Annotated in this window: 17 protein-coding genes; 11 read left to right on the forward strand and 6 right to left on the reverse strand. The window is 70.8% G+C overall.

Annotated features, from left to right (window positions below; translation table 11 throughout):
* Window positions 1-163: 163 nt before the first annotated feature.
* From KHC28_RS03910 to KHC28_RS03920, 3 genes are all read left to right on the forward strand, one after another.
* Window positions 164-757 carry a shikimate kinase gene (locus tag KHC28_RS03910; protein WP_214007024.1) on the forward strand — a complete coding sequence of 198 codons (594 nt, stop codon included), beginning with the start codon at window positions 164-166 and terminating at the stop codon, window positions 755-757.
* The gene (gene aroB, locus KHC28_RS03915; RefSeq protein WP_214007025.1) at window positions 754-1,887 is read left to right on the forward strand and encodes a 3-dehydroquinate synthase; all 1,134 of its coding nucleotides are present in this window, start codon (window positions 754-756) and stop codon (window positions 1,885-1,887) included. The genes KHC28_RS03910 and aroB overlap by 4 nt, the downstream gene beginning before the upstream one ends.
* Window positions 1,888-2,057: 170 nt before the next feature.
* The gene (locus KHC28_RS03920) at window positions 2,058-3,326 is read left to right on the forward strand and encodes an HlyC/CorC family transporter (protein WP_214007270.1); all 1,269 of its coding nucleotides are present in this window, start codon (window positions 2,058-2,060) and stop codon (window positions 3,324-3,326) included.
* Window positions 3,327-3,479: 153 nt separating this feature from the next.
* On the opposite strand, the gene KHC28_RS03925 is transcribed toward KHC28_RS03920, so the two are convergent.
* On the reverse strand, window positions 3,480-3,776 hold the full coding sequence (locus KHC28_RS03925; protein WP_214007026.1) for a BolA family protein: 297 nt from the start codon (window positions 3,774-3,776) through the stop codon (window positions 3,480-3,482).
* A gap of 110 nt (window positions 3,777-3,886) precedes the next feature.
* On the opposite strand from KHC28_RS03925, the gene KHC28_RS03930 reads away from it, so the two are divergent.
* The 3 genes from KHC28_RS03930 to cobT all read left to right on the forward strand — a co-directional run bounded on the left by KHC28_RS03930 (window position 3,887) and on the right by cobT (window position 7,781).
* Window positions 3,887-4,507, forward strand: coding sequence for a J domain-containing protein (locus KHC28_RS03930; RefSeq protein ID WP_214007027.1), 621 nt, complete (start codon window positions 3,887-3,889; stop codon window positions 4,505-4,507).
* 52 nt (window positions 4,508-4,559) lie between these two features.
* Window positions 4,560-5,546, forward strand: coding sequence for a cobaltochelatase subunit CobS (gene cobS, locus KHC28_RS03935; RefSeq protein WP_214007028.1), 987 nt, complete (start codon window positions 4,560-4,562; stop codon window positions 5,544-5,546).
* 285 nt (window positions 5,547-5,831) lie between these two features.
* Window positions 5,832-7,781 carry a cobaltochelatase subunit CobT gene (gene cobT / locus KHC28_RS03940; RefSeq protein WP_214007029.1) on the forward strand — a complete coding sequence of 650 codons (1,950 nt, stop codon included), beginning with the start codon at window positions 5,832-5,834 and terminating at the stop codon, window positions 7,779-7,781.
* A gap of 711 nt (window positions 7,782-8,492) precedes the next feature.
* On the opposite strand, the gene KHC28_RS03945 is transcribed toward cobT, so the two are convergent.
* From KHC28_RS03945 to hemC, 4 genes are all read right to left on the reverse strand, one after another.
* Window positions 8,493-10,079, reverse strand: coding sequence for a heme biosynthesis protein HemY (locus KHC28_RS03945; RefSeq protein ID WP_214007030.1), 1,587 nt, complete (start codon window positions 10,077-10,079; stop codon window positions 8,493-8,495).
* Window positions 10,076-11,473 carry a hypothetical protein gene (locus KHC28_RS03950; RefSeq protein WP_214007031.1) on the reverse strand — a complete coding sequence of 466 codons (1,398 nt, stop codon included), beginning with the start codon at window positions 11,471-11,473 and terminating at the stop codon, window positions 10,076-10,078. Before KHC28_RS03950 ends, KHC28_RS03945 begins: the two co-directional genes overlap by 4 nt.
* A gap of 99 nt (window positions 11,474-11,572) precedes the next feature.
* On the reverse strand, window positions 11,573-12,274 hold the full coding sequence (locus KHC28_RS03955; protein WP_214007032.1) for a uroporphyrinogen-III synthase: 702 nt from the start codon (window positions 12,272-12,274) through the stop codon (window positions 11,573-11,575).
* A gap of 3 nt (window positions 12,275-12,277) precedes the next feature.
* Window positions 12,278-13,252 carry a hydroxymethylbilane synthase gene (hemC, locus tag KHC28_RS03960; RefSeq protein ID WP_214007033.1) on the reverse strand — a complete coding sequence of 325 codons (975 nt, stop codon included), beginning with the start codon at window positions 13,250-13,252 and terminating at the stop codon, window positions 12,278-12,280.
* 62 nt (window positions 13,253-13,314) lie between these two features.
* Here hemC and tsaD point away from each other — a divergent pair, with 62 nt between their 5' ends.
* The 5 genes from tsaD to acs all read left to right on the forward strand — a co-directional run bounded on the left by tsaD (window position 13,315) and on the right by acs (window position 18,624).
* Window positions 13,315-14,409: a tRNA (adenosine(37)-N6)-threonylcarbamoyltransferase complex transferase subunit TsaD gene (tsaD, locus tag KHC28_RS03965; RefSeq protein ID WP_214007034.1), complete on the forward strand. Its 1,095-nt coding sequence runs from the start codon at window positions 13,315-13,317 to the stop codon at window positions 14,407-14,409.
* Window positions 14,406-15,395 (forward strand): NAD(P)H-dependent glycerol-3-phosphate dehydrogenase, encoded by a 990-nt coding sequence (locus KHC28_RS03970; protein WP_214007035.1) that lies wholly within the window; start codon window positions 14,406-14,408, stop codon window positions 15,393-15,395. The genes tsaD and KHC28_RS03970 overlap by 4 nt, the downstream gene beginning before the upstream one ends.
* Before the next feature lie 18 nt (window positions 15,396-15,413).
* Window positions 15,414-15,830 carry an EVE domain-containing protein gene (locus tag KHC28_RS03975; RefSeq protein WP_214007036.1) on the forward strand — a complete coding sequence of 139 codons (417 nt, stop codon included), beginning with the start codon at window positions 15,414-15,416 and terminating at the stop codon, window positions 15,828-15,830.
* Window positions 15,831-15,862: 32 nt separating this feature from the next.
* Window positions 15,863-16,528 carry a class I SAM-dependent methyltransferase gene (locus KHC28_RS03980; RefSeq protein ID WP_312893074.1) on the forward strand — a complete coding sequence of 222 codons (666 nt, stop codon included), beginning with the start codon at window positions 15,863-15,865 and terminating at the stop codon, window positions 16,526-16,528.
* 140 nt (window positions 16,529-16,668) lie between these two features.
* Window positions 16,669-18,624 carry an acetate--CoA ligase gene (gene acs, locus KHC28_RS03985; protein WP_214007038.1) on the forward strand — a complete coding sequence of 652 codons (1,956 nt, stop codon included), beginning with the start codon at window positions 16,669-16,671 and terminating at the stop codon, window positions 18,622-18,624.
* Window positions 18,625-18,636: 12 nt separating this feature from the next.
* On the opposite strand, the gene KHC28_RS03990 is transcribed toward acs, so the two are convergent.
* Window positions 18,637-19,407: a DUF1796 family putative cysteine peptidase gene (locus tag KHC28_RS03990; RefSeq protein WP_214007039.1), complete on the reverse strand. Its 771-nt coding sequence runs from the start codon at window positions 19,405-19,407 to the stop codon at window positions 18,637-18,639.
* Window positions 19,408-19,459 lie beyond the last annotated feature (52 nt).

A 19,459-nucleotide genomic window follows, 5' to 3' on the forward strand; every position in this document is an offset into this window, starting at 1 on the left:
GAGCGAATCGGAACGGCGAATCGTCGGTCATGCTAGTGCGTTTCCGCCGCCGGACGAAAGCCCGCCGCGCAAGCCCTCGCGGCGTCGAGCCCGACCTCACGCTGCGCCGCGTGATTGCATCGCCCTGTGCCGGATGCTAGGTCGCGCGGCTGAGGAAAACGGAATGACCACCACCCCCGACGACATCAAGGCGGACACGCTGCGCGCGCATCTCGGCGCGCGTTCGATCGTGCTCGTCGGCATGATGGGCGCCGGCAAGTCCTCGGTCGGCAAGCGCCTCGCCAAGCGCCTCGGCCTGCCCTTCTCCGACGCCGACGTCGAGATCGAGCAGGCCGCCGGCATGACCATACCGGAAATCTTCGCCCATCACGGCGAGCCGGCCTTCCGCGATGGCGAGAAGCGCGTCATCGCCCGGCTGCTGGAGGCCGGGCCGATGGTGCTCGCCACCGGCGGCGGCGCGTGGATGAACGCCGACACCCGCGAGATGGTCGACCGCCACGGCGTCGCCGTCTGGCTGAAGGCGGATTTCGACGTGCTGATGCGCCGGGTGCGCCGCCGCGACGACCGGCCGCTGCTCAGGACCGCCGATCCCGAAGGAACTCTGGCCGGGCTCATGGAACAGCGCTATCCGGTCTATGCCGGCGCGCATGTCACCGTGGTCTCGCACGACGTCCCGCAGGAAGTGATGGTCGAGACGGTAATCGACGCGCTGATGCAGCATCTGGGCGTCGACAGCCCCATGGGAGAACAGACGTGACCGCCGCCGTCCTCGATCGCCCCGACACCACCCGCCTCACCGTCGGCCTCGGCGCGCGCAGCTATGACATCGTCATCGGTGCCGGCCTCATCGCCGAGGCGGGCGCCCGCATCGCCGCGCTGCGGCCCGGCGCCCGGGTCGGCATCGTCACCGACGCCAATGTCGCCGAGCGCCACCTCGCCGAGCTCGAAGCCAGCCTGAAGGCCGCCGGCCTCCTCCCCTCGACCGTCATCGTGACGCCGGGCGAGAAGTCGAAGAACTTCGCCACCTTCGAGGAGGTGGTCGACGCCCTGATCGCCGCCCGCATCGAGCGGCGCGACCTCGTCCTGGCGCTCGGCGGCGGCGTGGTCGGCGATCTCGCCGGTTTCGCGGCGGCGGCGCTGCGCCGCGGCGTCGACTTCGTGCAGGTGCCGACCAGCCTGCTCGCCCAGGTCGATTCCTCGGTCGGCGGCAAGACCGGCATCAATTCGCGCCACGGCAAGAACCTCGTCGGCGCCTTCCATCAGCCGATCCTGGTGCTCGCCGATACCGGCGTGCTCAACACCCTGCCGCTGCGCGAATTCCGCTCCGGCTATGCCGAGGTCGCCAAATACGGCCTCATCGACAACGCGCCGTTCTTCGAGTGGCTGGAGCGCAAGTGGCAGGACGTGTTCGCCGGCGGCGCCGCCCGCGCCGAGGCGATCGCCACCAGCTGCGCCTCCAAGGCCGCCGTGGTCGCCCGCGACGAGTTCGAGACCGGCGACCGCGCTTTGCTCAATCTCGGCCACACCTTCGGCCATGCGCTGGAAGCCGGCGCCGGCTTCTCGCAGCGCCTGCTGCATGGCGAGGCGGTGGCGGTCGGCATGGCCCAGGCCTTCCGCTTCTCGGCGCTGCAGGGCCTGTGCGCGCCGGAGGAGGTTCGCCGCGTCGAGGCGCATTTGCACGCCGTCGGCCTGCCGACCCGCATCCGCGACATTCCCGGCGAGCTGCCCGATACCGACGGGCTGATGACCCTGATCGGCCAGGACAAGAAGGTCTCGCGCGGCGCGCTGACCTTCATCCTCGCCCGTGGCATCGGCAAGAGCTTCATCGCCCGCGACGTCGAGCCGGCGGCAGTCCGCGCCTTCCTGGAGGCGGAGCGCACCGCCTAGCGGCGCCGTCCGGAACGCTGCCCTGGAGACATGATCGCCGCCGCTGGCCGACGCCCCTGACCGGCGTCGCCCGGCGCGCGAATCCGCTCTATGTTGCCGCGCCGCAACCCGAGGAGGACCCGTTGATCACCGGCGACTGGCTCGCGCTCGGCGCGGTTTTCGTCTGCCTGATGCTGTCCTTCTTCTTCTCCGGCAGCGAGACGGCGCTCACCGCCGCCTCCAAGGCGCGCATGCACGCGCTGGAGAAGAACGGCGACGCCCGCGCCGCGCTGGTCAACCGGCTGATGGCCTATCGCGAGCGCCTCATCGGCGGCATCCTGCTCGGCAACAACCTCGTCAACATCGCCGCTTCCTCGCTCGCCACCGGCATCCTGTTCCACTGGTTCGGCGCCGCCGGCATCGCCTACGCCACCCTCGGCATGACGGCGATGATCGTCGTCTTCACCGAGGTGCTGCCCAAGACCATCGCCATCAACCATCCCGACCGGGTGGCGCTCGCCGTCGTCCGGCCGATCCGCCTCGCCATCGGCCTGTTCGGCCCGCTCACCCTCGCCATCGAGACGGTGGTGCGCCGGCTGCTGCGCATCCTCGGGCTGGAAGTCGGCAAGACGCGAAGCGTGCTCACCGGCGCCGAGGAACTGCGCGGCGCCGTCGACCTCCTGCATCGCGAGGGCAGCGTGGTGAAGGACGAACACGACATGCTCGGCGGACTGCTCGACCTCAACGAGCTCGAGGTCTCCGACATCATGATCCACCGCACCAAGATCATGAGCCTCGACCTCGACGAGCCGCCGGAAACGCTGGTGCGCGAGGTGCTCGCCTCGCCCTTCACCCGCATCCCGCTCTGGCGGGACAAGCCGGACAACATCGTCGGCGTGCTGCATGTGAAGAACCTGCTGCGCGAATTGCAGGCGCTCGGCGGGGACGTGTCGCAGCTCAACATCGAGAAGATCGCCGCCGAGCCGTGGTTCGTGCCGGACGTCACCACGCTGGCCGACCAGCTCAAGGCCTTCCGCCGCCGCAAGCAGCATTTCGCGCTGGTCGTCGACGAGTATGGCGAGGTGATGGGCCTCGTCACGCTGGAGGACATCCTCGAGGAAATCGTCGGCGACATCGCCGATGAGCACGACGTCGCCTTCACCGGCGCCCGCCGCCACCCGGACGGCTCGGTCAATGTCGAGGGCTCGGTACCGATCCGCGACCTCAACCGCGCCATGGGCTGGACGCTGCCCGACGAGGAGGCCACCACGCTGGCCGGCCTGGTCATCCACGAGGCCCGCATCATCCCCGAACCGGGGCAGGCCTTCATTTTCCACGGCTTCCGCTTCCAGATCATGCGCAAGCAGCGGAATCGCATCACGCTGGTCCGGGTGGTGCCGCTCGACGCCGCGCGCCTGCCGCCGCTGCCGGCGGCGCGGATGCGGCGGGTGCAGGTGTGATCCTGGGCCTGTCGGTTTCGAGAGCCGCCATGGAAAAACCGTGCCGCTCCACCATATAGCGGCGTACCGGCCCGTAGGGCCGCCCGCGCCGGACCTTCTCGCCCGGCGCCGCTTCCCCGGAGCGTATTTCCCCGGTGCCTATTCCCCCGGAGCTTATTCCCCCGGAGCCTTGGCCTCGATCGCCAGCGCGTGCAGCCCGCCGGTCAGTTCCGCGGCAAGCAGGCCGTTGACCATGCGGTGCCGGGCAAGCCGACCCTGCCCGGCAAAGGCCGCGGAGACGACGACAATGCGAAGATGGGTGAGCTGGCCCGGCCGGTGCCCGCCATGGCCTTCGTGGCGATGGCTCTCGTCGATCAGCTCGAGGACGCTGGGCGACAATTCGGCGAGCGCCGCGCGCACGCGGGCGAGCCGGGCGGCGACCGCGTCGCCGGAGAGAGGATCTGTGCTCATGAGGATTGCGCTATCTGCCGGACAGTCCCGCGTCAATATCGCCACACCGGACGGTGACGTCCGTTTGGTTTCTTGTATACCTAGCCCCGCATCAGCATAATCGCCCGATCATGAAGCTCGACTCCCCGATATTCGATCGCATCCGCGTCAAGCCGGACCGTGATCGCCGCCTTAAGGTGGAAGGCCCCGTCTGCGAATGGGCGGGGTGCTGCAATGCCGCGACTCACCGCGCGCCCAAGGGGCGCCACCATGAGGGTCAGTTCTGGCGCTACTGCTTCGACCACGTTCGCGAGTACAACCAGTCGTATAATTATTTCGCGGGCATGCCGGATTCCGACGTCGCGGCTTATCAGAAGGACGCGCTCACCGGCCATCGCCCGACTTGGAAGATGGGCCAGAACGGTGGCGAGAAGGGCCGCCGCAGTGCCGCGAGCGACCACCAGCCGGAGAATTTCGCCGATCCGTTCGGCATGTTCGGCGACATGGGCGGCGCCCATCGTCCCGATCCCGAGCCGGCGCGCGAGAGCCGCATGATCCGCAACGCCGAGCGGCGCGCCTTCGAGAGCCTCGGCCTCGAGCTCGGCGCCACCACGGAAGAGATCAAGGCCCGCTTCAAGGTGCTCGTGAAGAAATACCACCCGGACGCCAATGGCGGCGACGTGTCGACGGAAGACCGCCTGCGCGACGTCATCCAGGCTTATAACCACCTCAAGAGTACCGGCTTCTGCTAGAACCCGGCCTTGGCTAGACCAGCCCGCGGTTCGACGCGGCAACGGAGGAAGAATGACCGCCTCGCTTAACGCAGCTCCGGCGCTGCCCGACATGAAGGTTTCGGTGCGTCAGGTGTTCGGCCTCGACGTCGATCTCGAAGTGCCGGCCTATGCCGAGCCGGACGAATACGTGCCGGACATCGACCCGGACTACCTGTTCGACCGCCCGACCACCCTCGCCATCCTCGCCGGCTTCGCGCATAACCGCCGCGTGATGGTCACCGGCTATCACGGCACCGGCAAGTCGAGCCACATCGAGCAGGTGGCGGCGCGCCTCAACTGGCCGTGCATCCGCGTCAACCTCGACAGCCACATCAGCCGTATCGACCTGATCGGCAAGGACGCCATCGTGGTGAAGGACGGGCTTCAGGTCACCGAGTTCCGCGACGGCATCCTGCCCTGGGCCTACCAGAACAACGTCGCGCTGGTGTTCGACGAGTACGACGCCGGCCGCCCGGACGTCATGTTCGTCATCCAGCGCGTGCTGGAGAGCGCCGGCCGCCTGACGCTGCTCGACCAGAACCGCGTCATCCGCCCGCACGGCGCCTTCCGGCTGTTCGCCACCGCCAACACCATCGGTCTCGGCGACACCACCGGCCTCTATCACGGCACGCAGCAGATCAACCAGGCGCAGATGGACCGCTGGTCGATCGTCACCACGCTGAACTATCTGGCGCATGACAAGGAAGTCGACATCGTCGCCTCCAAGGCCAAGCACTTCCAGACGCCGGAAGGCCGCGACACCGTCTCGCGCATGGTCCGCCTCGCCGACCTCACCCGCCAGGCCTTCATCAATGGCGACCTGTCGACGGTGATGAGCCCGCGCACCGTGATCACCTGGGCGGAGAACGCCGAGATCTTCAAGGAGCTCGGCTTCGCCTTCCGCGTGACCTTCCTCAACAAGTGCGACGAGCTGGAGCGGGCGCTGGTCGCCGAGTTCTACCAGCGCTGCTTCGGCAAGGAACTGCCGGAATCGGCGGTGAACGTCGTCCTGTCGTGAGCGTCCGGGCGCCGGCTCGTCTCCCGTCGAGATGAGCACCGGGGCGCCCGTGCCTCCCTCTCCCCGTACCGAAACCGGCTAGTGCCGGGTTCGGCATCCGGAAGGATCGAGATCGGACACGTTCGATCCCGATGGGGAGAGCCTGGGCGAGGAGCGGCAGCGGGCGGGAACTTCCTCGCCCCGCAAGCCGTCCCCCTCGCCGATCCGCTTCGCGGCCACCTCTCCCCGGCGGGGAGAGGATCAGAGCTCCGGCTGCCGGGGCTTCCTCTCGACAAGGCCATCGCCATGAGCACCTCGAACCCGACGAACCGCTCCACGCGCACCCCGCCCAAGGAGGCTCCCACCGAGCCGCTCAAGCGTGCGGTGACGGGCTGCCTGCGCGCGATCGCCGGCGACCGGGACCTCGAAGTGACCTTCGGCACCGAGAGGCCGGGCTTCGCCGAAGGGCGGATCCGGCTGCAGGAGCCGGCGCGGCGCATGACCAAGCAGGACACCGCGATCATGCGCGGCCACGCCGATTCCATGGCGCTGCGCCTCGCCTGCCACGATCCCAAGGTCCATAAGCGCCACACCCCGGTCGGCCAGCAGGCCCGCGCCGCCTTCGACGCCGCCGAGCAGGCGCGCTGCGAATCGCTCGGTGCGCTGCGCATGGACGGCGTGGCGCTCAACCTCTCCGCCATGCTGGAGGACCGCTACTCCAAGGCCAATTTCACCCAGCTCGCCGACCGCGCCGACGCTCCGCTGGAAGACGCGGTGGCGCTGATGCTGCGTGAGCGCATGACCGGCATGGCTCCGCCGGCGGCGGCGCGCGAAATGGTCAATCTGTGGCGCGGCTTCATCGAGGAGCGCGCCGGCACCGCGCTCGACGAGATGGTCGAGCAGGCCGGCGACCAGGGCCGCTTCGCCGAGGCGATGCGCGACCTGCTCTCCTCGCTCGGCATGGGCGAGGACGTCGCGCCGTTCGACGAGAACAACGATCCCTCCACCGACGCCGACGACCAGCGCGAGGACGACAGCGGCAAGGGCTCGGATGCCGAGCAGGACGAGAACAGCGAAGGCACCACCGAGGTCGACACCGACCTGTCCTCCGACCAGAACCCGGAGGACAGCGAGGACCAGCAGGACCAGCCGCAGTCCGAGCTGTCCGACGACGCCGAACTCGGCGAGGCCGACGAATCCTCCGAGCCGTGGAAGCCGCAGAACGTCGTGCCCGCCGAGGCGAGGCCGCCGGAGTACCACTCCTTCACCCCACGCTTCGACGAGACGGTGAGCGCCGACGAGTTGTGCGACCCCGAGGAGCTGGCGCGCCTGCGCGCCTATCTCGACAAGCAGCTCACCCATCTCCAGGGCGTGGTCGCCCGCCTCGCCAACCGGCTGCAGCGCAAGCTGATGGCGCAGCAGAACCGCGGCTGGGAGTTCGATCTCGAAGAGGGCATGCTCGATCCGGCCCGCCTGCACCGCGTGGTCATCGACCCGATGCAGCCGCTCTCCTTCAAGCGCGAGCGCGACACCGACTTCCGCGACACCGTGGTCACGCTGCTGCTGGACAATTCCGGCTCCATGCGCGGGCGCCCGATCACGGTCGCCGCCGCCTGCGCGGATATTCTCGCCCGTACGCTGGAGCGCTGCGGCGTGAAGGTGGAGATCCTCGGCTTCACCACCAAGGCGTGGAAGGGCGGGCAGGCGCGCGAGAACTGGCTCAGCGCCGGCAAGCCGGCAGCGCCCGGCCGGCTGAACGACCTGCGCCACATCATCTACAAGTCGGCCGACGCGCCGTGGCGCCGCGCCCGCCGCAATCTCGGCTTGATGATGCGCGAGGGCCTGCTCAAGGAGAACATCGACGGCGAGGCGCTCGACTGGGCGCATAACCGCCTGCTGGCGCGCAATGAATCGCGCCGCATCCTGATGATGATCTCCGATGGCGCGCCGGTGGACGATTCCACCCTGTCGGTGAACCCCGGCAACTACCTCGAGCGGCATCTGCGCTGGGTCATCCAGCAGATCGAGGACAAGTCGCCGGTCGAGCTGATCGCCATCGGCATCGGCCATGACGTGACGCGCTACTACAAGCGCGCCGTCACCATTGTCGACGCCGAAGAGCTTGGCGGCGCCATGACCGACAAGCTCGCCGAGCTGTTCAGCGAGCGCGAGAGCCGCAAGTCGGCCCGTAGCGGCCGCGCCCAGGCCGCGCCGTCCGGCCGCCCGGTGCGGCGCGCCGGCCAGTCGGTGCACTGACGCCGCCCATCGGGGGTGAACGGTAACAACAGGGCCGGCGCCGCGCGCCGGCCTTTTGCGTGTCGGCCGCCCGCCCCGGCGACGCGGGGGCCTGTCACGATGCCCCGCTTGCGGCACGCAACGCGACGCCCCTTGCGGAACGCAAATCGCCCCCCATATAGGCTTCATCCCAGCCAGAACGGGACGTTCGGTTCGAAGGTGCTTCGTCAGCACCGCGCCGGATGGATGTGGGTTAGGACGGATGTACTCCGACCCATATCGTGCCCGCCGGCCGCATGACGAGCGGCCGGCCGTCTGGCAGGGGCGGTTTCCCGACAGGGTGACGGTCGCGGCGGTCCCCGCTTTCATGCGGGTTCTCGCTGGAGAGGGGCGTCGCGCCATGCGCGCGGCGGCTTCGATCGTCGGCGGCCTCACCCTGTCGGGTTCTCCCGCCCAGCAAAGGACTTCCGGTAACGGCACAGGTGCGAAAGCACATGGTGCCCGGGCGCTTCGTCGGCGCCCACCGGATGGAGACGGGTCAGGACGGATGTACTCCGGCCCATCTCGTGCCTGCCGGCCGCGTGACGAGCGGTCGGCTGCCCAGCGGGAGCTTGTTCTCAAGCCACGATACGACAGTTCGGGCCACCAGCCTGGCCTGCGCGGAACGACAAAAGGCCGGGCGTTGAGCCCGGCCTTTTGCATGTTCACACCCCCGTGGCCCAGGCCCGCAGCCTACACCCCGAAAGTCGGGCGTTTGCGGCCGGGTTCCTCGTCCGCATAGGGCTCCGGCCCCGGATCGTCCGGCAGATATGGCTCGGCGATCACGCTCGCCGGCGCGGAGCGCACCAGCTGCGGCTTCGGCGCCGGCGTCTCGGCCACCGGCGGCGGTTCGACGCTCGTCTCCGCCTTCGGCACCGGCGCGGCGTCGATCACCGGCGCGGCCGGCGCCGGCACTGCCGCCTCGCGGGCCCGGTTCTCGAGAGCGGTGGCGATCGCCGCCCGTGCCCGCTCGGCCTCGTCCTCCAGCAGCGGCGTCGCCGCCACGCCCGGCGGCACCTTCCATTCGAAGGCGTCGAGCTTGCCGGTCACCGGCGAGATCGGCGCCCAGTGCTCGGAGACGACGCCGTCGGCCACCCAGGCCGGGTCGCGCTGCGCCCGCACCGCCCGTGCCGTCCATTCGCGCGCCTTGCCGACATCGCCGGCCTCCGCCGCCTCCAGCTCCGCCATCAAGAGGCAGGCGCGCTGCGTTGGCGCGGCGGTCAGCGGGGCGAGCGCGGTGCGCGCCACCGGGAATTCCTGCGCGTCGATGGCGGCGCGGGCCAGCGTCATCGCACTTTCCGGATGCTCGGGCATGCGGGACGTCAGCGTGCGCACCCGCTTCAGCCGCTCGCGCGCGGCGTCGCCGGGGCGAAGATGCAGATAGGCGTCGGCAAGGCCGGGATGCGGCGTCGCCGCATAGGCGGTCTCCAGCACCTTGGCCGCCTTGCGCGTGTCGCCGGCGAGGCCGAGCAGCCGGCCGGCCACCTCGGCGGCCGGCACCAGCGTCGGGGCGAGCCGCGTCGCCTCCACCGCCTTCTCGCGCGCCATGTTCGGATCCGACAGTTCCAGCGCCTGCGCCTGCGCGGCAAGCAGCACCGCCCGCCGCCGTCGATGCGCCGCCCGGTCGAGCCCGCCATGCGAGGCCTCGCGCTCCAGCATGGCCAGCGCGCCGGCGAAATCGCCCTTCACGCAGCGCGCCTCGATTACCGCGTCCGCCGCCCAGGCGAGGCCCGGCTCATGGCGCGCCGCCTCCTCGGCGGTGACCAGCGCCGTCGCCGCGTCGCCGCGCCGCCGCGCTTCCATGTGCAGGCCGCGCAGGCCGAGCAGCCGCGTCGCCGACGCCTCGGTCATGGTGCGGAACGTCGCCTCGGCACCGGCGGAATCGCCGGAAAGCTGTGCCGCCTGCGCCGCCAGCAGCTGCGCCAGCGGCTCGCGGCCGAGGAAGCGCGCGGCGTCGTTCGCCGCCCGCCGCGCCCCGACGGCGTCGCCGGAACCCACCGCGACCAGCCCGCGCGTCACCGCCGCGAAGCCGCGATTGCGTCGCCGGCTGCGCCAGGAAAACGCCAGCATCTCCGGCGAGCGCAGGATCACCCGGATAAGCGTCCACAGGAGGATAGTCGCGGCGAGCAGCACCAGCAGCCCGCTCGCGGCCACCAGTACGCTGGTCTCGATGTGCCAGCCCTGCCAGTCGATGGCCACCGCGCCCGGCCGGTCGGCCAGCCAGGCGATGCCGAAGGCGACGGCGCCGAGGACGAGGAGATAGATGACGAGGCGTATCACGGCGTCCTCCCGGCGATGTCGGCGATCAGCTGTCTCTTCACCCCGGCGACGGTGGCGAGCGCCGCCTGCCGTGCCTCGATGGCGCCGATCACGGCGGCGAGCTTCTGCTTCGAGGCCTCCGGCAGGCCGCCGAGGATGGTCAGCGCCTCGGCGACGTCGCCGCGCAGCAGCGCGGCATCCGCCGCGTTGATCGCCGGCTCGCTCGACGCCTCGTCGGCACCGCTGCTGCGGCGCACGCTCACCAGCGAGGAAGCGCTGTTCCACAGCTTGTCGACGATGCCGGCATCGGCGGGAGCCGGGGTCGCCGCCCCGGCCGCCGGCGCCTCGGCCAGCGCCGCCTTCAGCCGTCCGGCCAGCACCGGCCCGGACGGCAGCCCGGTGGTGGCCGAGGCTTCCAGCGCTGCCAGCCCGGCCGCCTTGTCGCCGATCAGCGCACGGCTCGCCTGCAATTCGTTCTGGTAGGGCACGCCGCCGGCCATCGCCGCCTGCAACGCCCCGAGCGTCGCCAGCCCGGCGGCGGCGCGCGCCGCCTCGGTGCCGGCCTGGCGCTGTGCCGCGACCTCGCCCATGCGACCTTCCAGCGCCGACACACGTGCATCCTCGCTCTGGCGCTGGGCGGCGACCTCGCCGACCCGGCCCTCCAGCGTCGCGAGACGGGCCTCCGCCTGCGCCAGCGCTTCCGGCGAGGCGGCGGGGGCCGCCGGCGCGGCCGGCGCCTCGGCCAGCGCCGAGATGCGCCCGTCGGCGGCGGCGATCTTGGCGTCGGCGGCGGTGAGGCCGCCTTCCAGCGCATCGAGGCGCGCGGTCAATTCGGCCGGCACGCTCACCACGGGCGCTGCGCCGGATGCCGATGCCGGCTGGTCGGCCCGCGCCTCCAGCCGCTCGACGCGCTGGCGCAGGTCGAGCGCCCGCGCCTCAAGCTCGGTGAGGGCGTCGATGTTCTGTTCGGCGCTGTAGAAGGTCGAGACCAGCGCGAAGGCGACGGCGCCGCCCAGCAGGCCGGAGGCCAGCGCCAGGATGGACGCGCCGACGAGGCCGAGCGACTGGCGCTTGCGGCTGTTCCCGGCGGCCGCGACACCAGCTCCCGGCTCGCCGCCGGCGGCGGCCGGGGTCTCCGGACGCGGAGGCGGAGGCGGCGGCGGGGTCAGGTCCTTGGCCGGCAAATCGAGCGTAATGGGCCGCCGGCGCGTCGCACCCGCCGTCGCCTCGGCGGTCTCCACCGGTTCGGCTTCCACGGTCACCGCCTCGATGGGCGCGGTTTCGGGCGCGGCGGGTTCAGACACCTTCGCGGCCACCGAATCGCCGGCAACGGCATCCGCCGCCGGGATGGTCGGCTCGGCCTTGGCCGGTTCCGTGCCTGTCGGGTTCTGCTTTGCCGCTGGTCGCTTGGCCACCTTGCATCCCTCTTCCGATCTTCACCGCCGGTCCCTTGGGGATAGACCGCCGGGCATCCCGCCGCAACCTCGCGCCGATCCCCGGCACGCGATCATGGTTTATGCCGACAATAACGCGAAAAGCGCGTTTTCGTTTGGCGCTGCGGCAATGCGCACCGGCCAGCCCGCCGCCGCCAGCGGCGCCGCCACCTTGGGCGAGAAGCACAGATGCGTGACCCGCCCGAATGCCTCCGCGACGTCGGCCTCGGCGGCCCGCGCCGCCAGCGTCGCCGCCGTGCGCGGAGAGAAATGGAAGGCTGCGTCGATCCGCCCTTCCCTTGCGGCAGAAATCGTCGCCTCCGACAGCGCCGGCGCCGGCACCGCGCGATAGAGGGTGAACAGTTCCACCGCGATGCCGTCGCCCTCCAGCGCCGCGCCGAGATCCACCGCCCGCTCCTCGCCGCAGACATGCAGCAGCCGTGTCCCGCGCGGCAGGCGCTCGCGCAGCAGGGCGATCAGCGCCGCACCGTCGCCGCCGGCGATGTGCGGCACCGCCCCCTCGGGCGCCGCCTGCGCCGTGCGCCAGCCGACCGTGTAGAGCGCGAGATGCCTCAAGCCCGCCCATTCCGCCCGCGCGGCCAGCGCCCGCGCGCCGTTGACGCTGGTCAGCGCCAGCGCGTCGAACCGGCCCTCCGGCAGCCGCGCCTCGCCGATCGCCTCGACAGCCAGCATCGGATCGACCAGTGCCGCGTGGCCGGCCGCGACCAGCCGCGCCGCCGTTGCGGCGGCGTCGGGCTGCGGGCGCGTCACCAGCACGCGCATCGTTCAGCCCCCGAACAGGCCGGGCGGCACCATGCGCTTCATCTCGCGGCCCCAGCGGTGGCCCAGCGCCTCCGCCTCGGCCACCGATCCCTGGCGGACGATCTCGTAATAGGCGCTGCCATCCGGCTTGAGCACCATGCCGCGAAAGCGCAGTTCGTCGCCGTCCACCTCGGCGAGGCCGCCGATGGGGGTGCGGCAAGAGCCGTCGAGCTCGGCGAGATAGGCCCGCTCCACGGTGACCGCGAGCCCGGTGCGCCCGCACAGCGCCGGGGCGAGCAGCGCGGCGACCTCGTCGTCGCGCTCGCGCGTCTCGATGGCGACCGCACCCTGCCCCACGGCGGGCAGGAAATCGGCGGTGCCCAGCACCGCGCTCGCCCGCGCCTGAAGACCCAGCCGGGTCAGCCCGGCGAGCGCCAGCAGCGTGGCGTCGAACTCGCCGGCATCGACCTTGTTCAGCCGGGTCTGCACATTGCCGCGCAGCAGCGCCACCTCGATGTCGGGCCGCAGCCGGCGGAGCTGCGCCTCACGGCGAAGTGACGCCGTGCCGACCTTCGCCCCGCGCTTCAGGCTGGCCAGCGGGTGGCCCTCATGCGGCACCTGCCCGGCGGGCAGGATCAGCGCGTCGCGCACATCGGCGCGCGGCAGGTAGCCGCCGAGCACCAGCCCGTCCGGCAGCCTGGTCGCCATGTCCTTGGCCGAATGCACCGCGAGGTCGATGCGCCCATCGAGCAGCGCCTCTTCCAGCTCCTTGGTGAACAGCCCCTTGCCGCCGGCCTGCGCCAGCGCCCGGTCGGTGATGGCATCGCCGGTGGTGCGGATCACCTCGACCGCGACCGCGCCCTCCTCCCAGCCATGCGCCTTCAGCAGGGCGTCCCGCACCGCATGCGCCTGCCACAGCGCCAGCGGGCTGCCGCGCGTGCCGAGCCTCAGCTTCGGTTCGGCCGACCGGGGGGGCTCATGTGGAAGCGATTGCGTCATGAGGTCCTGCGATGCTAGCGGTTCGTCGGGGGTTCAGAACACCGCCCACCCATGGAAAGTCAATGAGCGATCTTCTGCTACTCGGTATCGAGACGACCTGCGACGAGACGGCGGCGGCCGTGGTGCGCCGGCGCGAGGACGGCAGCGGCTCGATCCTGTCCAACATCGTGCTCTCCCAGTTCGACGATCATGCGGCCTATGGCGGCGTGGTGCCGGAGATCGCCGCCCGCGCCCATGTCGAGGTGCTTGACGACGTCATCGTCCGTGCGCTGCGCGCCGCCGGCGTCACCCTCGCCGAGCTGAGCGGCATCGCCGCCGCCGCCGGGCCGGGGCTGATCGGCGGGGTCATCGTCGGGCTCACCACCGCCAAGGCGCTGGCGCTCGCCGCCCGCAAGCCTTTGGTGGCGGTCAATCATCTCGAAGCGCACGCCCTCACCGCCCGGCTCACCGATTCGGTGCCGTTCCCGTACCTCCTGCTGCTGGTGTCCGGCGGCCACACCCAGCTGGTCTGCGTCACCGGCGTCGGCCGCTACGAGAAGCTCGGCGGCACCGTCGACGACGCGATCGGCGAGGCCTTCGACAAGACCGCCAAGATGCTCGGCCTGCCCCAGCCGGGCGGTCCGGCGGTGGAGCGCGCCGCGCTCGGCGGCGACCCGAACCGCTTCGCCCTCCCCCGCCCGATGCTCGGCCGGCCGGAACCGGATTTCTCGCTGTCCGGCCTCAAGACCGCCGTGCGGCTGGAGGCGCTGAAGATCGCGCCGCTGTCCGACCACGATGTCGAGGATCTCTGCGCCGGCTTCCAGGCCGCCATCGTCGACGTCGTCACCGACCGGGTGCGCTACGGCTTGCGCGCCATGCGCGAGCGCGGCCATGCGCCCAGCGCGCTGGTGCTGGCCGGCGGCGTCGGTGCCAACCAGTCGGTGCGCAAGGCACTGCACAAGGTGGCCGCCGATGGCGGCACCCGCCTCGCCGTGCCGCCGCCGGAGCTGTGCACCGACAATGGCGCCATGATCGCCTGGGCCGGCGCCGAGCGCCTGGCCCTCGGGCTCAGGGACGGCCTCGACACCCCGCCGCGCGCCCGCTGGCCGCTGGCCGAGGTCGACGCCGTCCAGCATGTTCCCGCCGCCTCGCCCGCCGCGACCTCGCCGCTCCCATGAGTGCGCGCTTCCGCCGCATCGGCGTGGTCGGGGCCGGCGCCTGGGGCACCGCGCTCGCCAATGCCGCTGCCCGCGCCGGCCGTGAGGTCGTGCTGTGGGGCCGCGACCGCGGGGTGATGGAGGCGATGGCGCGCAGCCGCCGCAACGAGACCCACCTGCCCGGCGTCGAGCTGGCCGCCTCTGTCGCGCCGCAGACCTCGCTGCGCGCCATCACCGACTGCGACGCGGTGCTCCTCGTGGTGCCGGCGCAGGCGAGCCGCGAGGTCGCGAGCGCCCTCGCCCCGCATCTGAAGGACGGCACGCCGGTCGTCACCTGCGCCAAGGGCATCGAGCGCGGCACCTCGCTGTTCATGACGCAGGTGCTGGCCGAGGCCTGCCCACGCGCGGTGCCCGGCATTCTCTCCGGTCCGAGCTTCGCCGCCGACGTCGCCGCCGGCCTGCCGACCGCCGTCACCCTCGCCGCCGAGGATTTCGACCTCGCCGAGGCGCTGTGCGCGGCGCTGGGCTCGCCGTCCTTCCGGCTCTATCACAGCGACGACGTGCGCGGCGTCGAGATCGGCGGCGCCGCCAAGAACGTGCTCGCCATCGCCGCCGGCATCGTCGGCGGTCGCGAGCTCGGCGCCAGCGCCGCCGCCGCCCTCATCGCCCGCGGCTTCGCCGAACTGTCGCGCTTCGGCCGCGCCTTCGGCGCCCGGCCGGAAACACTGACCGGGCTGTCCGGCCTCGGCGACCTCATCCTCACCTGCTCGACGCCGCAGTCGCGCAACTACGCGCTCGGGCTGAGCCTCGGCCGGACCAACGGGCTTCCCCCGAACGGCAAGCTCGCCGAAGGGGCGCTCACCGCGTCCGTGCTGGTGGCGATGGCGGAACGCGCCGGCATCGACATGCCGATCGCCCGCGCCGTCGAGGCGGTGCTGTCCGGGCGCGAGGACATCGAACAGGCCATCGGCTCGCTGCTGGCCCGGCCGCAAAAGGCAGAAACGTGAAACAGGCGGAAGGCTGACATGGCGCACTGGCTCTACAAATCCGAACCCTTCAAGTGGTCGTGGCAGAACCAGCTCGACGCCGGCGCCAAGGGCACTCACTGGGACGGCGTGCGCAACCATCTGGCCAAGCAGCAGTTGCTGGCGATGCGGCTCGGCGATCGCGGCTTCTTCTACCACTCCAACGAGGGCAAGGAGATCGTCGGCATCGTCGAGGTGATCAGGGAGGCCTATCCCGACCCCTCCGATCCGAGCGGCAAGTTCGTCATGGTCGACATCAAGGCGGTGGAGAGCCTGCCGAAGCCGGTGACGCTCGCCGACGTCAAGGCCGAGCCCCGCCTGTCCGAGATGGCGCTGATGCGCTTTTCCCGTCTCTCCGTGCAGCCGGTCACAGACAAGGAATGGGACATCGTCCTGTCCATGGCCGGGGCCAAGTGAGCTCTCCGGACGAAGAGAGTTCGCGGGACGACGTGAGCCCCCGCAGGATCGAGGATCCCGCCGCCTTCATCCGCGCCGAGACGCGCCCGCGCCCGGTGCCGCTGGTGCCGGAGGTCCGCCTCTACCTCGCCGACGAGGCGGTGCCGATCTGGCAGCGCACCGAGGAGGAGCTCGGCGAGATCGGCCTGCCGCCGCCGTTCTGGGCCTTCGCCTGGGCCGGCGGGCAGGCATTGGCCCGCCATGTGCTGGACCATCCGGAGATCGTCGCCGGCAAACGGGTGCTCGATTTTGCCTCCGGCTCCGGCCTCGTCGCCATCGCCGCCCGGCTGGCCGGGGCGCGCGCGGTGGAGGCGGCGGACATCGATTCCTTCGCCCGCGCCGCCATCGCGCTCAATGCCGAATTGAACGGCGCCGACGCCGTCACCCCCTGCCCGGACGACGTTCTCGGCCGCGACGAGGGCTGGGAGGTGGTGCTGGCCGGCGACATCGCCTATGAGCGCGACCTCGCGGCACGGGTGTTCGCCTGGCTGGAGGCACTGGCGGCGCGCGGCGCGCAGGTGTGGATCGGCGATCCTGGCCGTTCCTATCTGCCGCGCGAGCGGCTGGAGAAGCTCGCCGAATATGGCGTGCCGGTCTCACGCGAGCTGGAGGACAGCGAAATCAAGCACACCGCCGTCTGGCGCCCGAAGCCGGCCTGACCTGGGCGGGCCTGACCTAGGGATGACTACATACCGACCAAAGTCTCGCGCCTCCCATGCTTGTCGCCGAGGGGCGGCCTGCCCATAATTCCTTAGAAGCAAGATAAGGCGCGCCAGCGCAGGGGTGAAGGAAAACGCCAATGTCTGAAAAGATTTACGATGTTCCGGCCGCGTGGGCGCAGCGGGCTTTCCTCGATGATCACGCCTACCGGGCGAAGTACGAGGCCTCGGTGCACGACCCCGAGGCGTTCTGGGGCGAGGAAGGCAAGCGGATCGACTGGTTCGAGCCCTACACGGTGGTGAAGAACACTTCCTTCGCGCCCGGCGCGGTGTCGATCAAATGGTTCGAGGACGGCGTGACCAACGTCGCCTGGAACTGCATCGACCGGCATCTGGGGACGCGCGGCGACCAGGTGGCGATCATCTGGGAGGGCGACGACCCGTCCCAGTCGCGCAAGATCACCTATCAGGAACTGCATGACGAGGTGTGTCGCTTCGCCAATGTGCTGCGCAACCGCAATGTCGAGAAGGGCGACCGGGTCACCATCTACCTGCCGATGATCCCGGAGGCCGCCTTCGCCATGCTGGCCTGCGCCCGGCTCGGCGCGGTGCATTCCATCGTCTTCGCCGGCTTCTCGCCGGACAGCCTGGCGAGCCGCATCCGCGACTGCGCCTCCAAGGTCATCATCACCGCCGACGAAGGCCTGCGCGGCGGCCGCAAGGTGCCGCTGAAGGCCAATGTCGATGCCGCCATCGCCAAGGTCGAAGGGGGCGTCGACCACGTCATCGTGGTCAAGCGCACCGGCGGCGCCGTCGAGATGGAGCCGGGCCGCGACGTCTGGTACCACGCCGCTGCCGACCTGGTGACCAGCGAATGCCCGGCGGCGCCGATGAACGCCGAGGACCCGCTGTTCATCCTCTACACCTCCGGCTCGACCGGCACGCCGAAGGGCGTGCTGCACACCACCGGCGGCTACCTCGTCTACGCCTCGATGACGCATCAATACGTCTTCGATTACCACGAGGGCGACATCTACTGGTGCACGGCGGATGTCGGCTGGGTCACCGGCCACAGCTACATCGTCTATGGCCCGCTCGCCAACGGCGCCACCACGCTGATGTTCGAGGGCGTGCCGAACTACCCGACCAATTCCCGCTTCTGGGAGGTCATCGACAAGCACAAGGTGAACATCTTCTACACCGCCCCCACCGCCATCCGCGCGCTGATGCAGGCGGGCGACGAGCCGGTGAAGAAGACCTCGCGCGCCTCGCTGCGCCTGCTCGGCTCGGTCGGCGAGCCGATCAACCCGGAAGCCTGGGAATGGTATCACCGCGTCGTCGGCGACGACCGCTGCCCGATCGTCGACACCTGGTGGCAGACCGAGACCGGCGGCATCCTCATCACCCCGCTGCCCGGCGCCACGCGGCTGAAGCCCGGCTCGGCGACGCAGCCGTTCTTCGGCGTGGTGCCGCAGGTGGTGGATGCCGAGGGCAAGGTGCTGGAGGGCGCCTGCGAGGGCAACCTCGTCATCGCCGACTCGTGGCCCGGCCAGATGCGCACGGTCTATGGCGACCATGAGCGCTTCATGCAGACCTATTTCTCCACCTATCCCGGCAAGTACTTCACCGGCGACGGCTGCCGGCGCGACGCCGACGGCTATTACTGGATCACCGGCCGCGTCGACGACGTCATCAACGTCTCCGGCCACCGCATGGGCACGGCGGAGGTGGAGAGCGCCCTCGTCGCGCATCCCAAGGTGTCGGAAGCCGCCGTGGTCGGCTATCCGCACGACATCAAGGGCCAGGGCATCTACGCCTATGTGACGCTGATGGCCGAGATCGAGCCGAGCGACGAACTGCGCAAGGAACTCGTCGCCTGGGTACGCCGCGAGATCGGCCCGATCGCCTCGCCGGACCTGGTGCAGTTCGCCCCCGGCCTGCCCAAGACCCGCTCGGGCAAGATCATGCGCCGCATCCTGCGCAAGATCGCCGAGGACGAGTTCGGCAATCTCGGCGACACCTCGACGCTGGCCGATCCGGCCGTGGTGACCGACCTGATCTCCCAGCGGCAGAACAAGAAGCCCGCAGTGGCGTAGCGGCGCCGCGTCTCAGTCGGCGCGGCGCCGCAAGGCCCGGCGCCCCCGCATGACGCGGCGGATCGCGGTGGCGAGCGAGGAGGCCCTCGCGAAGCTCGCCCGCAGATCCTCGATGCCGAAATTGTCGCCGGGCGCCCGGCAGACGATGCCGTGCGCCCGGAACACCTCGTTCCAGCCGCGCCGCGACCCGAGATCCCTGCGATCGCTATAGTGCGGTACCTGCGCCGCGATCAGCCACGGTCGCGGCGCCGCCGGCGGGTAGTCGAGCAGCAGCAGTCTCGGATCGGCGGCAAGGCGCGACAGCGCGGCATGGAGGCGGTCGAGCGTCGCCTCCAGCGCCGCGCCCTCCACGTCGTAGCGCGGGCTGCGCTGGCGCACGAACAGCGTCGTGCCCGAGGCGCAGTCGGCGACAAGGCGATCATGGAGCGTGCGGTATTTCGGAACGAGACGATGCTCGATTTCCGCTACGTCCATGGCGAGCACATCCTCGCGCGCGGAAAATTCGTGCTGGTGGATCGTCTCGGAGAGACGCGAACAGAAGGCCGGAAGCTTGCCGCGCCCGGTCGGCACCTTGACGATGTTGGCCGCCGCGAACACCTCGGCCGCCCCCACTTCCAGCACGGTGAGCACACCGTGAAACGGCGTGTCCCACCAGTCGAAAGGGTAGGCGCGGCCCGTGCGCGACAGGCGGCGCGCCTGATAGGCCACCTCGCACAAGGCGCCAAGACTGACGATCCGGTCGACCACCAGAAGCGGCTCGACCGGCGGGGAAAACGGCCACATGGCGGGGAGTCCCTACCCAGCCGACGATCGGAAGCGGAATGTCGGATGAACG

The sequence above is a fragment of the Ancylobacter sonchi genome (genome assembly GCF_018390695.1).
Taxonomy (GTDB): Bacteria; Pseudomonadota; Alphaproteobacteria; order Rhizobiales; family Xanthobacteraceae; genus Ancylobacter; species Ancylobacter sonchi.

Coding starts and splice junctions, on each gene's coding strand:
- KHC28_RS03910 (WP_214007024.1), top strand. CDS start 164: ATGACCACCACCCCCGACGACATCAAGGCGGACACGCTGCGCGCGCAT.
- KHC28_RS03920 (WP_214007270.1), top strand. CDS start 2,058: ATGCTGTCCTTCTTCTTCTCCGGCAGCGAGACGGCGCTCACCGCCGCC.
- KHC28_RS03925 (WP_214007026.1), bottom strand. CDS start 3,776: ATGAGCACAGATCCTCTCTCCGGCGACGCGGTCGCCGCCCGGCTCGCC.
- KHC28_RS03930 (WP_214007027.1), top strand. CDS start 3,887: ATGAAGCTCGACTCCCCGATATTCGATCGCATCCGCGTCAAGCCGGAC.
- cobS (WP_214007028.1), top strand. CDS start 4,560: ATGACCGCCTCGCTTAACGCAGCTCCGGCGCTGCCCGACATGAAGGTT.
- cobT (WP_214007029.1), top strand. CDS start 5,832: ATGAGCACCTCGAACCCGACGAACCGCTCCACGCGCACCCCGCCCAAG.
- KHC28_RS03955 (WP_214007032.1), bottom strand. CDS start 12,274: ATGCGCGTGCTGGTGACGCGCCCGCAGCCCGACGCCGCCGCAACGGCG.
- hemC (WP_214007033.1), bottom strand. CDS start 13,252: ATGACGCAATCGCTTCCACATGAGCCCCCCCGGTCGGCCGAACCGAAG.
- tsaD (WP_214007034.1), top strand. CDS start 13,315: ATGAGCGATCTTCTGCTACTCGGTATCGAGACGACCTGCGACGAGACG.
- KHC28_RS03970 (WP_214007035.1), top strand. CDS start 14,406: ATGAGTGCGCGCTTCCGCCGCATCGGCGTGGTCGGGGCCGGCGCCTGG.
- KHC28_RS03975 (WP_214007036.1), top strand. CDS start 15,414: ATGGCGCACTGGCTCTACAAATCCGAACCCTTCAAGTGGTCGTGGCAG.
- acs (WP_214007038.1), top strand. CDS start 16,669: ATGTCTGAAAAGATTTACGATGTTCCGGCCGCGTGGGCGCAGCGGGCT.
- KHC28_RS03990 (WP_214007039.1), bottom strand. CDS start 19,407: ATGTGGCCGTTTTCCCCGCCGGTCGAGCCGCTTCTGGTGGTCGACCGG.